Annotated in this window: 15 protein-coding genes; 8 read left to right on the top strand and 7 right to left on the bottom strand. The window is 68.3% G+C overall.

The window, feature by feature from the left end:
- Positions 1-65 precede the first annotated feature (65 nt).
- The 4 genes from ACYVLP_RS07765 to ACYVLP_RS07750 all read right to left on the bottom strand — a co-directional run bounded on the left by ACYVLP_RS07765 (position 66) and on the right by ACYVLP_RS07750 (position 6,147).
- The gene (locus ACYVLP_RS07765; protein WP_460627067.1) at positions 66-1,244 is read right to left on the bottom strand and encodes an ABC transporter permease; all 1,179 of its coding nucleotides are present in this window, start codon (positions 1,242-1,244) and stop codon (positions 66-68) included.
- Positions 1,244-2,233 (bottom strand): ABC transporter ATP-binding protein, encoded by a 990-nt coding sequence (locus ACYVLP_RS07760; protein ID WP_460626768.1) that lies wholly within the window; start codon positions 2,231-2,233, stop codon positions 1,244-1,246. The genes ACYVLP_RS07765 and ACYVLP_RS07760 overlap by 1 nt, the downstream gene beginning before the upstream one ends.
- 495 nt (positions 2,234-2,728) lie before the next feature.
- A complete protein-coding gene (locus ACYVLP_RS07755) occupies positions 2,729-3,655 on the bottom strand; it encodes a CHAD domain-containing protein (protein ID WP_460626767.1) in 927 nt (308 codons plus the stop codon).
- Positions 3,656-3,807: 152 nt separating this feature from the next.
- Entirely contained in the window at positions 3,808-6,147 is a 2,340-nt protein-coding gene (locus ACYVLP_RS07750; protein ID WP_460626766.1) for a heavy metal translocating P-type ATPase, read from the bottom strand.
- 83 nt (positions 6,148-6,230) lie between these two features.
- Here ACYVLP_RS07750 and ppdK point away from each other — a divergent pair, with 83 nt between their 5' ends.
- The gene (gene ppdK, locus ACYVLP_RS07745) at positions 6,231-8,930 is read left to right on the top strand and encodes a pyruvate, phosphate dikinase (protein ID WP_460626765.1); all 2,700 of its coding nucleotides are present in this window, start codon (positions 6,231-6,233) and stop codon (positions 8,928-8,930) included.
- 126 nt (positions 8,931-9,056) lie between these two features.
- On the opposite strand, the gene ACYVLP_RS07740 is transcribed toward ppdK, so the two are convergent.
- Positions 9,057-9,764 (bottom strand): polysaccharide deacetylase family protein, encoded by a 708-nt coding sequence (locus ACYVLP_RS07740; RefSeq protein ID WP_460626764.1) that lies wholly within the window; start codon positions 9,762-9,764, stop codon positions 9,057-9,059.
- Positions 9,765-10,179: 415 nt separating this feature from the next.
- Here ACYVLP_RS07740 and ACYVLP_RS07735 point away from each other — a divergent pair, with 415 nt between their 5' ends.
- Positions 10,180-10,410 carry a FitA-like ribbon-helix-helix domain-containing protein gene (locus ACYVLP_RS07735; protein WP_460626763.1) on the top strand — a complete coding sequence of 77 codons (231 nt, stop codon included), beginning with the start codon at positions 10,180-10,182 and terminating at the stop codon, positions 10,408-10,410.
- Positions 10,397-10,807 carry a type II toxin-antitoxin system VapC family toxin gene (locus ACYVLP_RS07730; RefSeq protein WP_460626762.1) on the top strand — a complete coding sequence of 137 codons (411 nt, stop codon included), beginning with the start codon at positions 10,397-10,399 and terminating at the stop codon, positions 10,805-10,807. The genes ACYVLP_RS07735 and ACYVLP_RS07730 overlap by 14 nt, the downstream gene beginning before the upstream one ends.
- A 103-nt stretch (positions 10,808-10,910) precedes the next feature.
- On the opposite strand, the gene ACYVLP_RS07725 is transcribed toward ACYVLP_RS07730, so the two are convergent.
- Positions 10,911-11,333, bottom strand: a complete 423-nt coding sequence (locus ACYVLP_RS07725; protein WP_460626761.1) for a hypothetical protein — start codon at positions 11,331-11,333, stop codon at positions 10,911-10,913.
- Positions 11,334-11,597: 264 nt separating this feature from the next.
- Between ACYVLP_RS07725 and ACYVLP_RS07720 the strand changes: the two genes are divergently transcribed.
- From ACYVLP_RS07720 to ACYVLP_RS07705, 4 genes are all read left to right on the top strand, one after another.
- Entirely contained in the window at positions 11,598-12,083 is a 486-nt protein-coding gene (locus ACYVLP_RS07720) for a hypothetical protein (RefSeq protein ID WP_460626760.1), read from the top strand.
- A gap of 139 nt (positions 12,084-12,222) precedes the next feature.
- Positions 12,223-12,588, top strand: a complete 366-nt coding sequence (locus ACYVLP_RS07715) for a hypothetical protein (protein ID WP_460626759.1) — start codon at positions 12,223-12,225, stop codon at positions 12,586-12,588.
- Positions 12,589-12,650: 62 nt separating this feature from the next.
- Positions 12,651-13,334, top strand: coding sequence for a response regulator (locus ACYVLP_RS07710; protein ID WP_460626758.1), 684 nt, complete (start codon positions 12,651-12,653; stop codon positions 13,332-13,334).
- 211 nt (positions 13,335-13,545) lie between these two features.
- On the top strand, positions 13,546-14,190 hold the full coding sequence (locus ACYVLP_RS07705) for a hypothetical protein (RefSeq protein ID WP_460626757.1): 645 nt from the start codon (positions 13,546-13,548) through the stop codon (positions 14,188-14,190).
- Positions 14,191-14,243: 53 nt separating this feature from the next.
- On the opposite strand, the gene ACYVLP_RS07700 is transcribed toward ACYVLP_RS07705, so the two are convergent.
- A complete protein-coding gene (locus ACYVLP_RS07700) occupies positions 14,244-15,089 on the bottom strand; it encodes a hypothetical protein (protein ID WP_460626756.1) in 846 nt (281 codons plus the stop codon).
- A gap of 128 nt (positions 15,090-15,217) precedes the next feature.
- On the opposite strand from ACYVLP_RS07700, the gene ACYVLP_RS07695 reads away from it, so the two are divergent.
- On the top strand, positions 15,218-15,556 hold the full coding sequence (locus ACYVLP_RS07695; RefSeq protein ID WP_460626755.1) for a VOC family protein: 339 nt from the start codon (positions 15,218-15,220) through the stop codon (positions 15,554-15,556).
- The last annotated feature ends 46 nt before the right edge of the window (positions 15,557-15,602 follow it).

Genomic DNA, 15,602 nt, shown 5'->3' with positions numbered 1-15,602 from the left:
CAGTCAAGGGGCCAACGGGGCACGCGCACAGGGCCGAAAGGCCCTGTCGGCTGCGGTTGAGTGACTCACTTCCCGGACCTGGCGACCAGCTCGCGGACTCGCACCCGACGACCAGTGATGACCAGACCGCGCCGGTAGATGGCCGAGGCAAACCAAATGACACCGGCTGCGCTGAGGACGGCCAGCGTCATGGAGAGCAGGAGTAGGTAGACGCTGGCCTCTCCCGAGGCCCAGAGGAAGGGCATCCCGATGGGGGACGTGAGCGGGAACACCGCGATCAGGAGGCTCCAGGGGCTGGTCGGGTCCTGGGTGATCACCATGATCGATACCAGGTAGGCAGCGAGCATGACCATGACGAGGGGCATCACGGCGCTGCTCACGTCGGTCACTTTGTTGACGAGCGCGCCACACGCGGCATACAGGAATGCGTAGAGCGCGAAGCCGACAAGGAACCACGCCAGTCCGAGCGCGATGTCGCCCGCGGCGACGGGCGGCAGGCCGGAGTCGTCGCGGACTCTCACCGCGACGAGCACCGGGGTGGCCAGGACGAGGACCTGGGCCAGGGTCACGGTGCCCACGGCCAGGACGGTCCCGGCAAGAATCTGGCTCGGGCGCAGGACGACCAGGAGAACTTCCGAGATGCGGCTTGCCTTCTCCTGGGCGACTGCGGTCGCGATGGCACTGCCGCCGAAGAGCAACGCCATGTACAGCGAGATGCCGACGGCGAATCCCACGGCGGCGCGCTTCTCGTCCGCTGCGGGCGCGACGGTGACCTGTCTCGGCGGTTGGATGGACTCCAGGTCGGCTATCTGCCGGGGCGTGAGCCCTGCCTGGGTCAGCCGGTCCGCGACCTCGAGGCGCACGACGGCCTGAGCGACGACCACGGGGAAGGTGCCTGCGTTGTCGGCGGCCGCGTAGATCACATCGTCGGTCAGCCCGACCGTGGCATCGCCGGATTGGACTGCCGCGCGCACGTCGTCAACGCCGGCCCGAGTCAGGTACTCGACAGTGAAGTGGCCCTTGAGCTGTGCGGCATCCATGGCTTCGACCAAGCTCGCCGGCGCCTTTCCGACGGTAGCCAGGGTGTATGTCGTGACGCCGCCGGCCAACAGCTGGGGCAGGATCACGGCTGCCGCGGACAGCAGCAGCAGGACGACCATGACGATCCTGAAGGTCTTCGAACGCACATTCTCGACCACGCCCCGTTCCCAGACGAGACGCGTGCCCGACCACCAGGCGCGCATCACGACACCAGCTCGTGCTGGGGGCCCGATTGGGCAGCCTCGAGGAAGAGCTGAGAAAGGGTTGGCAGGTCCAGGCCGAAGTCCGTGACACGGCCGGCAGCCCGGGCAGCGTCGAGCACGTCAAGCGGATCAGTCGCCGGCGGGATGCCCAGGCGCAGCGCGTCGGCCTCGTCGCTCACGACATCCACCTCCGGGAAGGCCTGCAGCCAGGCGCGATTCGCAGATCCCAGGTGAAGTCTCAGCTGCCGCCGGCCAGAAGACGCACGCAGCCAGGACACCTCACCCTTCAGCACGACTCGGCCGTTCTCGATCATGGCGATGTCCTCGCACAGGTCTTGGACGAGGTCGAGCTGGTGACTCGAGAACAGAACCGTGCACCCGGCGGCGGTCCGCTGTCGAAGGCTCTCGGACAGACTTGCCACGGCCACCGGATCGAGGCCGGCGAAGGGCTCGTCGAGGACGATGACGTCAGGTTCGTGTACGAGGGACGTCGCCAGCTGCAGCTTCTGTTGCATGCCACCGGACAGCTTGTCCGTACGGTCGTCCCATCGCTCTGCCAGGTCGAGCTCAGCGAGCAGGTCGCGGGACTTCTGCTCCGCCGTGCGTCGCGACAGCCCGTGCAGGCGCGCGAAGAAGATCGCCTGCTCTCCGACCTTCATGGCCGGGTACAGACCCCGCTCCTGAGGCATGTAGCCCCAGGAGCGACGCGCGGCCCCCGTGATGGGCACGCCATGGCGCCGGACTGTGCCCTGCTGGGGCTGAAGGACGCCCAAGAGGATTCTGATCAGCGTGGTCTTGCCAGCCCCATTTGGCCCAAGTAGGCCCGTCATCACGCCGCGGGCCACGCCGAAGGAAACGTTGTCGAGAGCGACTCGATCGCCGAAGGCGTGGCTGACCTGCCGCACGTCAATCTCCGGCCCCGGGCGCCGCTGGTCCGCCGTGCCTAGCCGGCGTGGACCGGGCCGGCGGTAAGGGACTTCAGTGGCCATCTTCCTCCATCCGCCGCTGTCCACTCTCGTCGCGGGCAGGTGCCTCGGCTAAGGCCGAAGGTCCCCTGGACCGCATGGGATGACGTGACCGAGAGCTGGGACCTCGGGCTCTGTCTCCCAGATCCAGCGGCCACCGGACTTGAACCCGAACGGCCCGCCGTCCCAGCGGCATACCAGCGAGGTATGCCGTCGATGCCGGGACTTTAGGCACTGCGGACGTCGGAGCGGCCGGGGCAGCATGAGGGTGGAGGTGTTGGTCATGAGTCCTCAAGGCCATGGAATTCCCGCAAGCGAGCTGCAGTCCACAACGCCGTCACGTCGAGCCCACACGCTCTCTGTGCTGATCCACGATGCGCGGCAGAGGCTGTTCGGCCGCCACCGCAGCCAGCCATCTCGGACACGCCACGCGTGACCTGAACGCGACCGGCACATCATCCGATGTGCCGGTCTTCTCCACGTCGGCGGGGCATGTCGACCGCGATCGAGGAGGCGCCGTCAGCGGGCAGCGGTCATGAACCACCGGCGCAGCTTCTTGCGCTCGACCCGGCGCCAGGCCGAGCCGTAGGCACGCTCGAACGCCATGGGGTCACGTGAGGAAAGCGCGACGACCGGGAGGTGGCGGCGCGCCGGTTTGGACTCGACTGCAAACTCACGCAGCCGGTCATCGGCGACGAGATCGTCGCGCTGCTCGCCGAGGATCGTCTGCAGGGCCTCCACCGCCGAGGCGAACCGGCTCGCGTCCCTGCCCCAGGCCGGGATCATGGCCTCAGCCGTGTACCGCGTCCGCTTCGCGGCCTTGCGCACCTCGTGCAGGCGTGCGGCGCGCTCGGGCCCCCTCCGTTCGGCGGCCGCCCTTCGAGCACGGCGGCGCAGGCGCCGCCAGTCACGGCGCAGGCACTCGGGGAGCACCACGGACGCCGGCGCGAACGCGTCGGCTCCCCATGGCGTGTTGGCGATGAAACCACTGAGCGACCGGATCAGCTGGCGGTACCTCGGCGAGCTCATCGACGCGACCAGGGCCTGGTGCGCCTGATCGTGGGTCTGGGTCAGGCGTGCGTCGACGAGGCGACGGAGTCGATCGAGCTGGTCGGGAGCAGGTTGCTGGTCAAGCCGCTGGAGGAGGCGCGCATGCAGGACTTCGGCGTCCCGCGCGTCTCCTGCCGTTCGCGTGAGCCACGCAAGCTCGTCCCGTAGGCGCCGTGCTTCGGGGCGCTCGAAGACGGGCTCGAAGCTCGCCAGGAGGCTGCGTAGTCGTCGGGTCACGACCCGCAGCTGGTGGACGGCGTCGGGCTGGTCGGCCCGGACCGGTTCGTCCAGTCGTTGGAGACTCTCGACCTGGCCGGCAAGGCACTCGCGGACGAACACACCCGCCGACTCGGGCTCGTCGGGCTGCCCCGGGAGACCCTGCCAGGACAAACGCACAGGGCGAACGTCCAGCTGCCCCAGGGACCCTGACGCGCCGCGTGACATGACGCCCGAAGTCACCAGATCGACCATGGCTCTACCGTCCGGTCGTCAGCCACACCTCGTCAGAGGCGTTGGTCCCGCGGTCTCAAGGTGGTGTCGCTGCACGGTCAAGCACTGCGGGCAAGGTGCTCCGGGACGAGCGCGAAGGCGCTCTCCTCCTCCTGGCTGTTGTGCAGACGGCAGATCGCATACAGCCCGTACAACAGCCGGCGCAGCTCGACGACGTCCTCCGGCTCGGGAGTCTCCCCGACATCGCCGAGCAACCGCCGCAGACGTCCGACCTGGTGCGCGATCTCAGCATGTGTCCGGCTCAGTGCGGTCGTCGCGGCCGACCCGCCGAGCGCGCGCGCAACCAGGGGCACCAGGAGCTCCTCGTCGGCGCGCTCGTGCGGGATCAGCTCGCCCTCGAGCCTGGCCAGCAGCCCACGGACCGCATCGACGTCCGGGTCGCGTGTCGACAGGGTGTCCGCGATGGTGCGGATCTGCTCGACCAGGGCTACCACGGCGTCATGTCCCGGGCGCAGGCTCCGGGCTGTCGCTACATCGACCGGGGACATCGCAATGGTGTGGATCCTGCCGGGAAGCACGCCGCGCAGCGCGACCCCGATGGCGAGGACGTCGATCGCCTCCTGCACGACGGCGCCGGCGGCTGGTGGCAGCCACCCGAACGCGGCGACGCCCATGGCCACCAGGGAGAGGCCCATCCCGACGGCCGCGGCCTGCATCGCTATGCGCCGAGCCCGCTTGGCCACCAGGATCGCGTCGGCCAGCGGGTCGACGCGGTCGACGGTGAGCACGACGTCGGCTGCTTCCGACGATGCCGTCGCCCCTCGGGACGCGAGAGCTACACCGACCCCTGCCGCCGCCAGCGCCGGCGCGTCGTTGACGCCGTCGCCGACCATGATCGTCGCGGTCGGCACGCCCTGCTCCGACCCGGCGGCCTCTGCTCTGATGGCGGCGAGCTTTGCCGCTGGATCGCGTTCAGCGAGAACCGAGTCCACGCCGACGACTCTTCCGACCGCCTGGGCCACGTCGGCTCGGTCACCGGTGACCAGAACGACTCGCGCGATGCCCGCGTCGCGCAGCGCTCGGATCATCCGCGGGGCGTCCGGGCGGATGGGGTCCTCCAGGAGGAACGCCCCTGCCGGCATGCCGTCGACGGCCGCGTACACGGTGAGCGAACCGTCCAGGTCGGCCCGGCGCCGCACTCGCCGCGCCCAGGCAGGTTGATCCCGTCCGACGATCCACGAGCTCTTGCCCAGCCAGACCTCGCGGTCACCGACGTGCCCGCGCAGTCCGTAGCCGTGCTCCTCCACCACGTCGCTGGGCGTCTCGAGCGTGAGCCCTCGCGCCCGTGCCGCACCGACGATGGCGCCGGCCAGAACATGCGGCGACACCTGGTCGAGTGACGCCGCGAGCCGGAGCAGCTCGTCCGCGTCCACCCCGGGGACCGTCCCGTCGACACCCGGGTCGACGACGATCGAGGCAAGCGTCGGCCGCCCACGGGTGAGGGTCCCGGTCTTGTCGAACAGCACGACTCGGCCGGCCGCGAGCCGTTCCAGGGCGCCACCTCCCTTGACGACGACCCCGAGCGAGGCCGTGCGCGACAGGCCCGACATGATCGCGACCGGGACTGCAAGCAGCAGGGGGCAGGGCGTGGCCACCACGAGCACTGCCACCGCACGAACGGGATCTCCGCTCGCCATCCAGGCGGCCGCAGCTACGAGGAGGGTCAGCGGCACGAACAGCACGGCGATCCGGTCGGCGACGCGGACGAACGGAGCCGACGCGGCCTGAGCCTGTTCGACGAGCCGGACCAGCGCGGCATACGTCGACTCGGCGGCCTCGGCCGTCGCGACGACCTCTGCGGGTGACCCGGCGTTGACCACGCCGCTGCGCACGTCATCCCCGGCGGGACGCTCGGCAGGCATCGGCTCACCGGTGAGCGCTGACTCGTCGAAGGTGCCGCTCACAAGGAGTCGCCCGTCGACGGGCACGACCTCGCCCGATGCGACGACGAGCCGGTCGCCACGCCGCACCTGCTCGACAGGAATGTCAGTCATGCCGTCCTCGGTGCGGCGCCGGGCCCGGCGGGGTGCGCGTGCAACGAGTGCGCTGAGCTCGCGGCGTGCGCGACGCGCGGCCCGGGCTTCCAGCAGCTGTCCGGTGGCGAGCATGACCGCCACCATCGCGCCCGCGAACGGCTCGTCCACCCACAAGGCACCGGCGAGCGCGAGCACGGCAATGACATCGACCGTCGGCTGCCGCGCACGTACGGCGCGCACCGTCGTCGCGACCGAGACGACAAGGCCGAGGATCGAGCCCGTCACCCACAGCGCTCGAGCCAGACCTTCCGCCTGCGCGAGCTGCGCGACGATCCCAGCCAGAAGCAGCGCGGCCGTCGTCGCGAAGAAGGCGAATGGGAGGCGGTCCCGCAGCCAGCTCACACCTCGATCATCGCGACCGGTGTGGTGAGTGCCCGGGCCAAAGGTCCCTGCCGTCCTGTTGAGCACCGATCGAGCATCGAGACATGACATCGCCGCTTCTCGTCCCGTTCAAGGCTGGTGACCGGTCCATGGCCGATCTGCTCGGCGGGAAGGGGGCGAACCTCGCGGAGATGACGCGAATCGGCCTGCCCGTCCCCGGCGGCTTCACGATCACGACTGAGGCCTGCCGCGCGTATCTCGCGCAAGGACGCGTGCCCGCGACCCTGCCGCCGCTGGTCCGCGCCGCTGTCGCAGACCTGGAGGATGCATGCGGCCGGCTCTTCGGCGACCCCGGCGACCCGCTGCTCGTCTCGGTCCGGTCCGGCGCGCGGTTCTCGATGCCGGGGATGATGGAGACGGTTCTCAACGTCGGGCTGACGGACAGCTCGGTCCAGGGTCTGGCCGACCGGGGCGGCGAACGGTTCGCCTGGGACTGCTACCGACGGCTGGTGCAGATGTACGGGCACACCGTGCTCGGCGTCCAGCCCGCCCTGTATGCCGCACCCCTCCAGGCAGCCCAGGAGAAGGACGGCGTCTCCGACCCGAGCTCGCTCAGCGCCGACGCCCTGCGCGATCTCGTCACGGATCTGCGCTGCGTCCTCAAAGACCATGCGGGAGAGGATCTTCCGCAGGACCCATGGGAACAGCTCGACCGGTCGATCGAAGCGGTCTTCGCGTCCTGGAACAGCGCCCGGGCCCAGGTCTACCGAGCCCACGAGGGCATCTCCGAGAGCCTCGGCACCGCGGTGAACGTCATGCAGATGGTGTACGGCAACACCGGGCCCCGCTCCGGCAGCGGGGTCTGCTTCACCCGTGATCCAGCAACGGGCGCGCCGGTCCCCTACGGCGACTACCTCCAGAACGCCCAGGGCGAGGACGTCGTCAACGGCAGCCGAGCCACCGTCCCCCTCGCCGCGCTCGCAGACCTCGAGCCCGCGGCATACACACAGCTTCTCGGGCATCTTGACACGCTCGAACGGCACTACCGCGACCTGTGCGACGTGGAGTTCACCGTCGAGGACAGCCGGCTCTGGGTCCTGCAGACGCGCGTCGGCAAGCGCAGCCCCTCCGCAGCCTTCGTCATGGCTGCCGACATGGTCGACCAGGGGCTCATCACTCTCGACGAGGCCCTACTGCGGGTCGACGGGCACCAGCTCGAGTCCCTGCTCCACCCACGCTTCGACGTGCCAGCGGACGTTCAGCCACTCGTCACGGGACTCCCGGCGAGCCCAGGCGCCTCGGTCGGCGAGGTCGTGTTCGACCCTGCGACGGCCGTATCCCGCTCCGCGGCAGGGCAACCGGTGGTGCTCATGCGTCCGGAGACCAGCGCCGAGGACGTCGACGGCATACTCGCAGCCGTGGCCGTGGTCACCGCGCGCGGCGGGCTCGCCTCACACGCCGCCGTCGTCGCGCGCGGGTTCGGCCGCACCTGCGTGACTGGCGTATCCCAGCTGGCGGTGGACGAGCACGCCCGCCGGGCCGTCACCAGCTGGGGCGAGGTCGTCTCAGAGGGTGACGTGCTGTCCGTCGATGGCACGACCGGATGCGTCTATGCCGGGGCCCTGCCGATCCGGCAGAGCGCCCTGGTGACCGCCTTGAATGGCGAGGTCGACCCGGCCGCCTCGACGAACGAGCCGGTCGTCGCGTCCGTGCTCCGTCTGCTTCAGCACGCCGACAGCCGCGCCCGCCTCGCGGTTCACGTGAATGCCGAGACGCCTCACGAGGCCGCTCTGGCACGGCGGCTCGGCGCCCGGGGCATCGGGCTGTGCCGCACCGAGCACATGCTGCTCGGTGCCCGCCGCGAGCTCGTCGAGCGAGTCGTCGTCAACGACGACAGGCAGGGCGCGTTCGCCGAGATCGAGCGACTGGCTCTGGACGAGTTCACCCAGCTGCTGCAGGTGATGGACGGGCTGCCGGTCGTCGTGCGCCTCCTCGACCCACCCCTGCACGAGTTCCTCCCCGACAGCGAAGAGCTGGCCGTCGAGGCCGCGCTCCAAGCGGCACGCGGAGCGGTAGACCCGGCGCTCTCACGACGCCTCGAGGCCGTCCGGCGGTGGCAGCAGGCCAACCCGATGCTCGGTCTGCGCGGGGTCCGGCTCCTGACCGTCCTCCCTGAGCTCGTCGATGCTCACGTCCGCGCACTCGTCACTGCCGCCGATCAGCTCGCCAGGCGGGGCCTGCACCCCCGCCCGGAGCTCATGGTGCCCCTCGTGGCCCTCACGTCCGAGCTGGACGCAGCCCGGCAGCGCATGACCGACGTGGTGCACGAGACCGCCACCCGGCTCGGCTCCTCGGTCACGGTGCCCATCGGCGTCATGATCGAGCTGCCCCGAGCAGCCCTCCGAGCCGGCGACCTCGCCTTGAAGTCGGACTTCTTCTCGTTCGGCACCAACGACCTGACCCAGACGACATGGGGTGTCTCCCGTGATGACGCCCAGGCCAGCTTCCTGACCGCCTACCGCACGTCCGGGCTCATGTCCGCCGACCCGTTCGAGACCCTCGATGAGGACGGCGTGGGAGAGCTGGTCCGCATCGCGATCGACCGGGGCCGTCAGGCCAAGCCCGGCCTCGGCCTCGGCGTGTGCGGGGAACATGCCGGCGACCCGGAGTCGATCCACTTCTTCTCACGCGTCGGGCTCGACTACGTCTCGTGCTCACCCCCGCGAGTCGTCGTCGCCCGTCTCGAGGCCGGCCGGGCCGCGGTCCTCGAGTCCGCCCTCGCCGCCACCAGCGACACCCGCTGAACCCGCTGAACCCGCTGGCCCGCCACAGGTCCGCATCGCGCCGACGAGGTATGCCGCCGGGTCCGCCGGGTGCTCACGGGAGCACCGCGGTCCGCTTCGGCGGCATACCTTTCGCTGGTTACTCCGTCAGCACGCCATCAGCCCGATGATGAACCCGCGTGCGCGCAGCTTCGGAATGAGGATGTCGAGCGCGGCGACCGTCTGTGAGCGGTCGCCGCCACCGTCGTGCAGCAGGATCCGCGAGCCGTCCCGGACGTTGGCGAGGACTCGGTTGACGATGGTCGTGGTGCCCGGGCGCGACCAGTCGCGTGGGTCTACGGTCCACAGGATCTGGCGCTGACCCCGTGCCGCGATGATCGACGCGACCCGGGAGCTCGTGGCTCCATACGGTGGGCGCACGCAGCGTGGCCGGTAGCCCAGAGCCGACTCCATCCGGTTGAGCTGCGAGGTGACCGACGTGCTCGACAGGGACGTCAGGTTCGGGTGGCTCCAGGTGTGGTTGCCGATCTTCATGCCGTAGGTGCGCAGGTTCCGGGTGACCGAGGGGTACCACGAGATGTTCTGGCCCACTTCGAAGAAGACCGCCTTGACGCCGTGCTTCCGAAGGATCGCAAGAATCTTCGGGGTGTACGTGGCGTTGGGTCCGTCGTCGAAGGTCAGGTAGACGGTCCCGGCGTAGGCCACCTTCGCGGCCGGGACCTGGACCGCTGAGGCGCTCGCTCCGGCCGTTCCTGGCGTCGCTGCTCCGACTGCGAAGGGTGCAGCCGGAACGAGCCCGACAAGGGTGAGTGCCGCGAGGGCGGCCGTGGCAATTGATCGAATCGTGGGTCTCATGGCAGTGCTCCTTGCACTTCCATGCCACCACCGCCAGCGGGCCCGGGAGCGCGCCTGTGATGACGCGCTTCTCGCGGACCTTCGGCTCTTGTGGATGTCGCCCCGACGCGGGCCCATGGGTTGGTTACGGGCCGGTGATATGAGCGTGCGCGCCATCATGGCGATATCGAGGTCGCTGTCGAGCGCGGCATCTCGGCGTTCCAGTGAGGAACCTAAAATCTCGTGCTCGCGGACGTCCGTGGCACCGCCTGAACAGACGCGAATGAGACCAGGACTGAGACCACTACTGCACGCGGCGCGCTCCTGTGCCTGTAACGCAACAGGACGACGCAGTGCAGTGAGCGCGATGGTCGCAAGCGTCTATGCCGAAGAACGCGAAGTTCCCTTCCGGCTCCGATGGAGCCATAATGGCTCCATGCCGAACATTCAGATCAAGGACGTCCCAGAGGAGACGCATGCGGTCCTGCGCGAGCGAGCGGCAGCGGCCCACCAGTCGCTCCAGGAGTACCTACGCGCCCGGCTCATCCGTGAGGCCCAGCAGCCGACGGTAGATGAGGTGCTTGAGCGGGCCGGCGGTCGAGCCGGGGGCAGGCTGCCCTTGGCGGACGCGGTGAGCGCGTTGCGGTTCGAGCGTGCTCGTCGTTGATGCCAGCGTCCTGGCCGTCGCCCTGCTGGACGACGGACCGGACGGCGACCACCTTCGCGCGCGGCTGCGCGGTGAGGACTTGGCCGCCCCGAGCCTGATCGACTTGGAGGTCGTGTCGGTGTGGCGCGGACTCGCGCGGGGCGGCCAGCTGGACGCTCGACGTGTGGCCTATGCCCTGGATGACCTGCGCGCCTTGCCACTGCAGCGCGTCGATCACGGGGGACTGATCATGCGCTGCTGGGAGCTGCGGGAGAACCTCACGATCTACGACGCTGCCTATGTCGCGCTGGCCGAGGCACTGCAGTCGACGCTCCTGACGGGGGATCGGCGCATTGCTCGCGCCCCAGGCCCCACGTGCCCAATCGAGGTCGTCAAGCCCCACTCGCGACCGCAGTGAAATGCCGCGCCGCGGTCGAGCTCCCTTCAATGCCGTCCGCGCGGAACTCGGGGACAGTGTCCGGACAGGTTCGTTCCGATGGTCAACGCGCACAAGCGGGCGCTCAACCAAGCTCATCGCCCCACTGCACGTCTCCATGCAGATAGACGACCCGACCCGCCTCGCTACTCCAAAGATCGATCCAGGTCGGCACACCACGACCCCGAAGTGACGGCGCTGAACCCGCACGCACCCGCGACAAGGCGTCTTTGGACAACCAGTCCGGCTGGCAGCCGGCCCAACCGCCGCAGCCACAGCCTTCATGCGCCACGAGCGCACCGCCGGCGACGAGCTCCTGCGCCCGCTGCCCCGTTATGTCCTCCTGCTGCAGGACCAGCAGTTGACCGCTGGGGTCGAAGAGCTCACCGGCATGGTTGTACTTGCCGGGTCGCACTGCGTGCTCACCCGATTCCCGCGGCTTCGCCTCGCTCCACGTGGGCTGCCTAAGCAGCTCGGCGAAGGTAGGACCCTTCGACTTCCTGGCCATACAGAAATCCTCGCAGCATCACGCCAAACAGGACTGACCTCCGCAGTCACCGTCCGCACATGGCCGCGTTGAGGGCGGTTACGCTCGCCCGGTCATGCCGCGCTTCGCGCGGACCCGCCGATGACCGCGCAACTCCTCACGGCTCCCCTTGGCTGTCATAGGCTGGCGTGCTGGCACCGACGGTCACGGCGCGGGTGAGACCAGCGAGCAGGGAGGCGGTTGATGGGCGCATCGGGGTGGGCCTACGTGGCCGAGTATGGGGACGTGGCCGAGGTACTTCAGCGGCTGCGCTGGCGTACGTACGAGTCCGGCGAGTTCTATCGCGAACCGCCGGTCACTGGGCCAGTGCCGACCGTCGCCGAATACCGCGCGCAGCTGGAACAGAGCGGGAACCAACCCGACCTGATCGACTTCCTCGTTGACGAGTTCGAGGCCTCGCTGAAGCGGCCGCCGGTCACCGATCCCGAGTCGCTACTTGCGAACCAGCCCGAAATTGGCACCCACTCGATCATTGACATATTCGGTGGAGTGAGCGAAACGCCGAAGCCCTTCACCGTCTCCCCGCTGACCCCAGGGCAGCTTCGGCATGAGTTCGGGACAGAGCACCCCGACGTAGAGATGGTCACCCAGTGGATGGCAGGCGGGGCAGGCATCGGGTCGTATCGACGTAGTTGGTCCGGCGCATACGTGATCGCGTACTCCGATGGTGTGCCGTCGCACCTATGTTTCACCGGATTCTCGGGCGATTGACGCGAACGCTGCTTCGCTCACCGGGTGGGTGTCGTGCCCGGAGCCCCCAAACGTCCACTTCTGCCGCCGAGCGCTCGTCCATCGGCCGAGGACCGCCTCCCTGGGAGACGAGCGTTGGCTCGGATGGCAGGCTAACCGAGTGGCCAACGTGATCGAAACACCCAACTCCGTGGTCCTGCTGGTCGGCCGGGACGAGTTCACGCCACCAGCATCGTTCGCGGGCAAGACCGTCGTGGCGACGGAGGACTGCGTTGCCGTCGGGGTGCTCTCGGTGGACGATGGCTCAACGACGGTGGAACTCGGACCCGCGCCACACATCGCTGGCTTGAGTCGCCTCGGGGAGATCAGCCTAGAGACAGACGGGCAAGTGTCGATCCGGGACGTCTACAACACCGAGTACCAAGTGCTCCCAATCAAGCCCGGCAAATGCGCGGTGATCGTGTGGGGCAATGACCAAACCGAGCCGGACGTGGTCGCCTTTGAGGTGAGACCCGCGGTCAACTGAAACGTCCGGATCTGCCCCGATAGGGCCTGTCTTGCGAACTCAGGCTGAGCAAGGATGGGCGAGTGAAGCCGTCCTCCGATCTAATCAGAGTCGTCATCGTCGACGACCACGCCCTCTATCGCCGGGGACTCCAAACTGTGCTTGCCGTCGAGGAAGGCATTGACGTTGTCGCGGAGGCCGCCAACGGCGTCGAGGCAGTCGAGTGCGCCGAGCGGAGCCTGCCGGACGTCATCGTGATGGACGTCGGCATGCCCAAACGCGGCGGGATCCATGCCTGCCGCCTCATCAAGCAGCGCGTTCCCTCGGCACGGATCATCATGCTCACGGGTTCGGACGACGAGGCGGATCTGTTCGAAGCGCTTAAAGCTGGTGCCAGCGGCTACCTGCTCAAGCAGGCGACGGAACAGATTGCAGATGGCATCCGTGACGTCTTCGGCGGCCAGTCCCCGCTGTCGCCAATGATGGCCACCAAGCTGATTCTGGAGTTCAACCAGCTCAGCCGGAGACTAGAGGCGCCCACGACCGCGCCAGCGACCGAGCTACCCCGACTGACCGACCGGGAGCTCGAGGTCCTTGAGCACGTCGCACACGGTCGCACCAATCAGCAGGTCGCGACCGCGATGCACATCTCGGAGAACACCGTGCGGAACCACATCCGCAACATCCTCGACAAGCTCCAGATGCACTCGCGGATAGAAGCTGCGCTCTACGCAGTTCGGCAGGGACTCGTCAACCCCGACAAGTGATGATCGCCCGGCCCTGGCAGGGCCCCAAGGTCGACCACGCCGGGCCTGAGAATGTTAAGCGTTGACGACGGGCTTCCGGTCATGCCGCTCTGCGGGCGGCGACGCTCGCCCGGGTCATGCCGCGTCGGATCGCCAATGCGGCCGTCGGCCGGACGTTCGCTTGGGGCCAAAAGGGTGCGAGACGAGGTCGACGACTCGACAGACTAGCGACGTGGAGTTCGGGACCTACGGTGGAGGGCGAGTCTGGTCATGGGCTGCCTCGAGTACGGAGGCAGACGCCCGCCGCCGCGATGCCAACGAGTTGGTCGGAGAACGCATCCGGGATGTTGTGTACTACACGCTCGACTACCGCCGCGAAGAGCTGCACCCCGAGCTGATCGACGGCGGCCCTCGCAGCATCGAAGCCGAGGCAGAGTGGAAGGAGCCGACGTGGCTCTACGACGGTTTCGATGCGATGGACTATGGCCTTGAGATCACGACCCAGTCCGGTGTCGCGTTCTCGCTGACCTGGGACCCTCCGGGCGACCGGGAGGGGATTGGGCTACAACGCACCCCGATGCTCGGCAGCGGCGTGCGGCGCGATGCGGATGTGGCCATCTGGGTGGTCGGCGAGCGTGCCGCCAGCTGGGCATCGATAGTCGGGACGCGTGTCACGAGTGTCGACCTGCACTATGTTCCGTGGGATGAACGGCAGGGCAGCCTGTGGTGCCCGCACATCACGTTCCATGGCGGGCGGGGCCGTGTCGAGGTTGTGATGGGTGACTCCCGGGACGGCGTACTCGTCCCCTCCGCCGACAACGTTGCGGTGCTCCATCCAGACACACCACTCCCCGCCTGGTTCAGTTTGCAGGATTGACCAACTCACTGTCATAGCCGCTGGTGGGTCGCTGGTGCCGAGAGTCGGGCGGGTCAATGAGCCCATCCCGGCGAGACCTCAGGCCGCGGCAGGGGATCTTGGCGCAGAAGGTCGGGCAGGCGATCGATGTAGTCGGAACCAACGAGACTGCCGCCCGCGCTGACTAGGGCGAGCAGCCGTACGTTCGCGCCGATCGTTGCTGCTGCATGGAACTTGTGGTGCCCGTCGAGAAGAAAGTGGGTCAGTCCCCAGTGCCCGTAATAGTCCGTGGACTCATCGTCCATGGCGGGCTGGCAGACGTCCAACGTCGAGAGCGCAACGGCTGTCGGTGTGATGCCCCTGCCGATGGCGTCGCGATAGTGCTCGACTCGCGCGGCCTCATTCCAGCTCGGCGGCACCATGGGCACCACGAACTCGTACAGGTGCTCGTCGGCGCTCACCGGGGTCTCGAACGTTCGGTAGTAGAAGCTTCGCGGGTTCTCCGGCAGAGCCCAGAAGCTGTCCACCCCCCACGTAGCCACCTGTTCGTGCGTGAAGTAATCCCGAGAATCGTTGGGGGCCACGAGCTCGGGCTGGACCTCGAGCAATAGCGGCAGATAACTGCCCGCGGGGATCAACCCTCCAAACCTGGCGACGACCGCATCATTGATGTCGTCCATCCCCGTCTCGAGCTCCTCGATCTGTCCGACGTCCGTGGACACGGTGCCGACGGCGCCCTCCTTGCGTTCGAACAAGAAGGGGCAGGTTCCACACCAGAGGCTTAACTCGAAGGCCGGCTTGCCGGCCTTGAACAGGTGGCGCGCGGAGTAGGGCACGTCGTCCTTGAGCGGACCGAACCGCAGTTCTGCTCGATCCTGCGGCACGCCGAGGCGTGTCAGAGGGCGGGAAGCGACCAGCATGTGGCACAGGGTACGGCTCCAGAGGCCAGCGTCCTGCGTCATCGAAACGCATCATCTGCCGCGATCCGTTCGCACATGCCGAGCTGACGACGCTCCCGACGTCAGGGGCAAGCAACTACAGTGCCGCAATGGTTTCCTTCGTGAAGTCGGTTACCTTCGACTGCACTGATGTGTTGCTGGTCGCTGGATTCTGGGCCTCGGCTCTCGGCTCGAATGTGGACGAGGACAGCACGACTGACCGCGCCTGGGTGGAACCCGCCGGTTGGGGCGGACCGAGCCTCTGGTTCCAGCGTGTTCCGGAGCCGAAGTCGGCCAAGAACCGCCAACACTTCGACCTGCGTGCCGTCGGCGACCTGCGGCTCGAGGTCGACCGCCTCCGCTCTATCGGAGCCCGTGTCTTGGCCGACGGTCCTGATCTCGTTGTCATGGCCGATCCCGAGGGCAACGAGTTCTGCCTCGAGATATAGACGTCGCGACGCACGGACATGCCGCTCGTTGGAACGAGGTCCGGAC

This window comes from Intrasporangium mesophilum, assembly GCF_054783095.1.
This window is presented reverse-complemented; position numbering and strand designations above follow the sequence as displayed.

Coding starts and splice junctions, on each gene's coding strand:
- ACYVLP_RS07760 (WP_460626768.1), bottom strand. CDS start 2,233: ATGGCCACTGAAGTCCCTTACCGCCGGCCCGGTCCACGCCGGCTAGGC.
- ACYVLP_RS07735 (WP_460626763.1), top strand. CDS start 10,180: ATGCCGAACATTCAGATCAAGGACGTCCCAGAGGAGACGCATGCGGTC.
- ACYVLP_RS07765 (WP_460627067.1), bottom strand. CDS start 1,244: ATGCGCGCCTGGTGGTCGGGCACGCGTCTCGTCTGGGAACGGGGCGTG.
- ACYVLP_RS07740 (WP_460626764.1), bottom strand. CDS start 9,764: ATGAGACCCACGATTCGATCAATTGCCACGGCCGCCCTCGCGGCACTC.
- ACYVLP_RS07725 (WP_460626761.1), bottom strand. CDS start 11,333: ATGGCCAGGAAGTCGAAGGGTCCTACCTTCGCCGAGCTGCTTAGGCAG.
- ACYVLP_RS07700 (WP_460626756.1), bottom strand. CDS start 15,089: ATGCTGGTCGCTTCCCGCCCTCTGACACGCCTCGGCGTGCCGCAGGAT.
- ppdK (WP_460626765.1), top strand. CDS start 6,231: ATGACATCGCCGCTTCTCGTCCCGTTCAAGGCTGGTGACCGGTCCATG.
- ACYVLP_RS07695 (WP_460626755.1), top strand. CDS start 15,218: ATGGTTTCCTTCGTGAAGTCGGTTACCTTCGACTGCACTGATGTGTTG.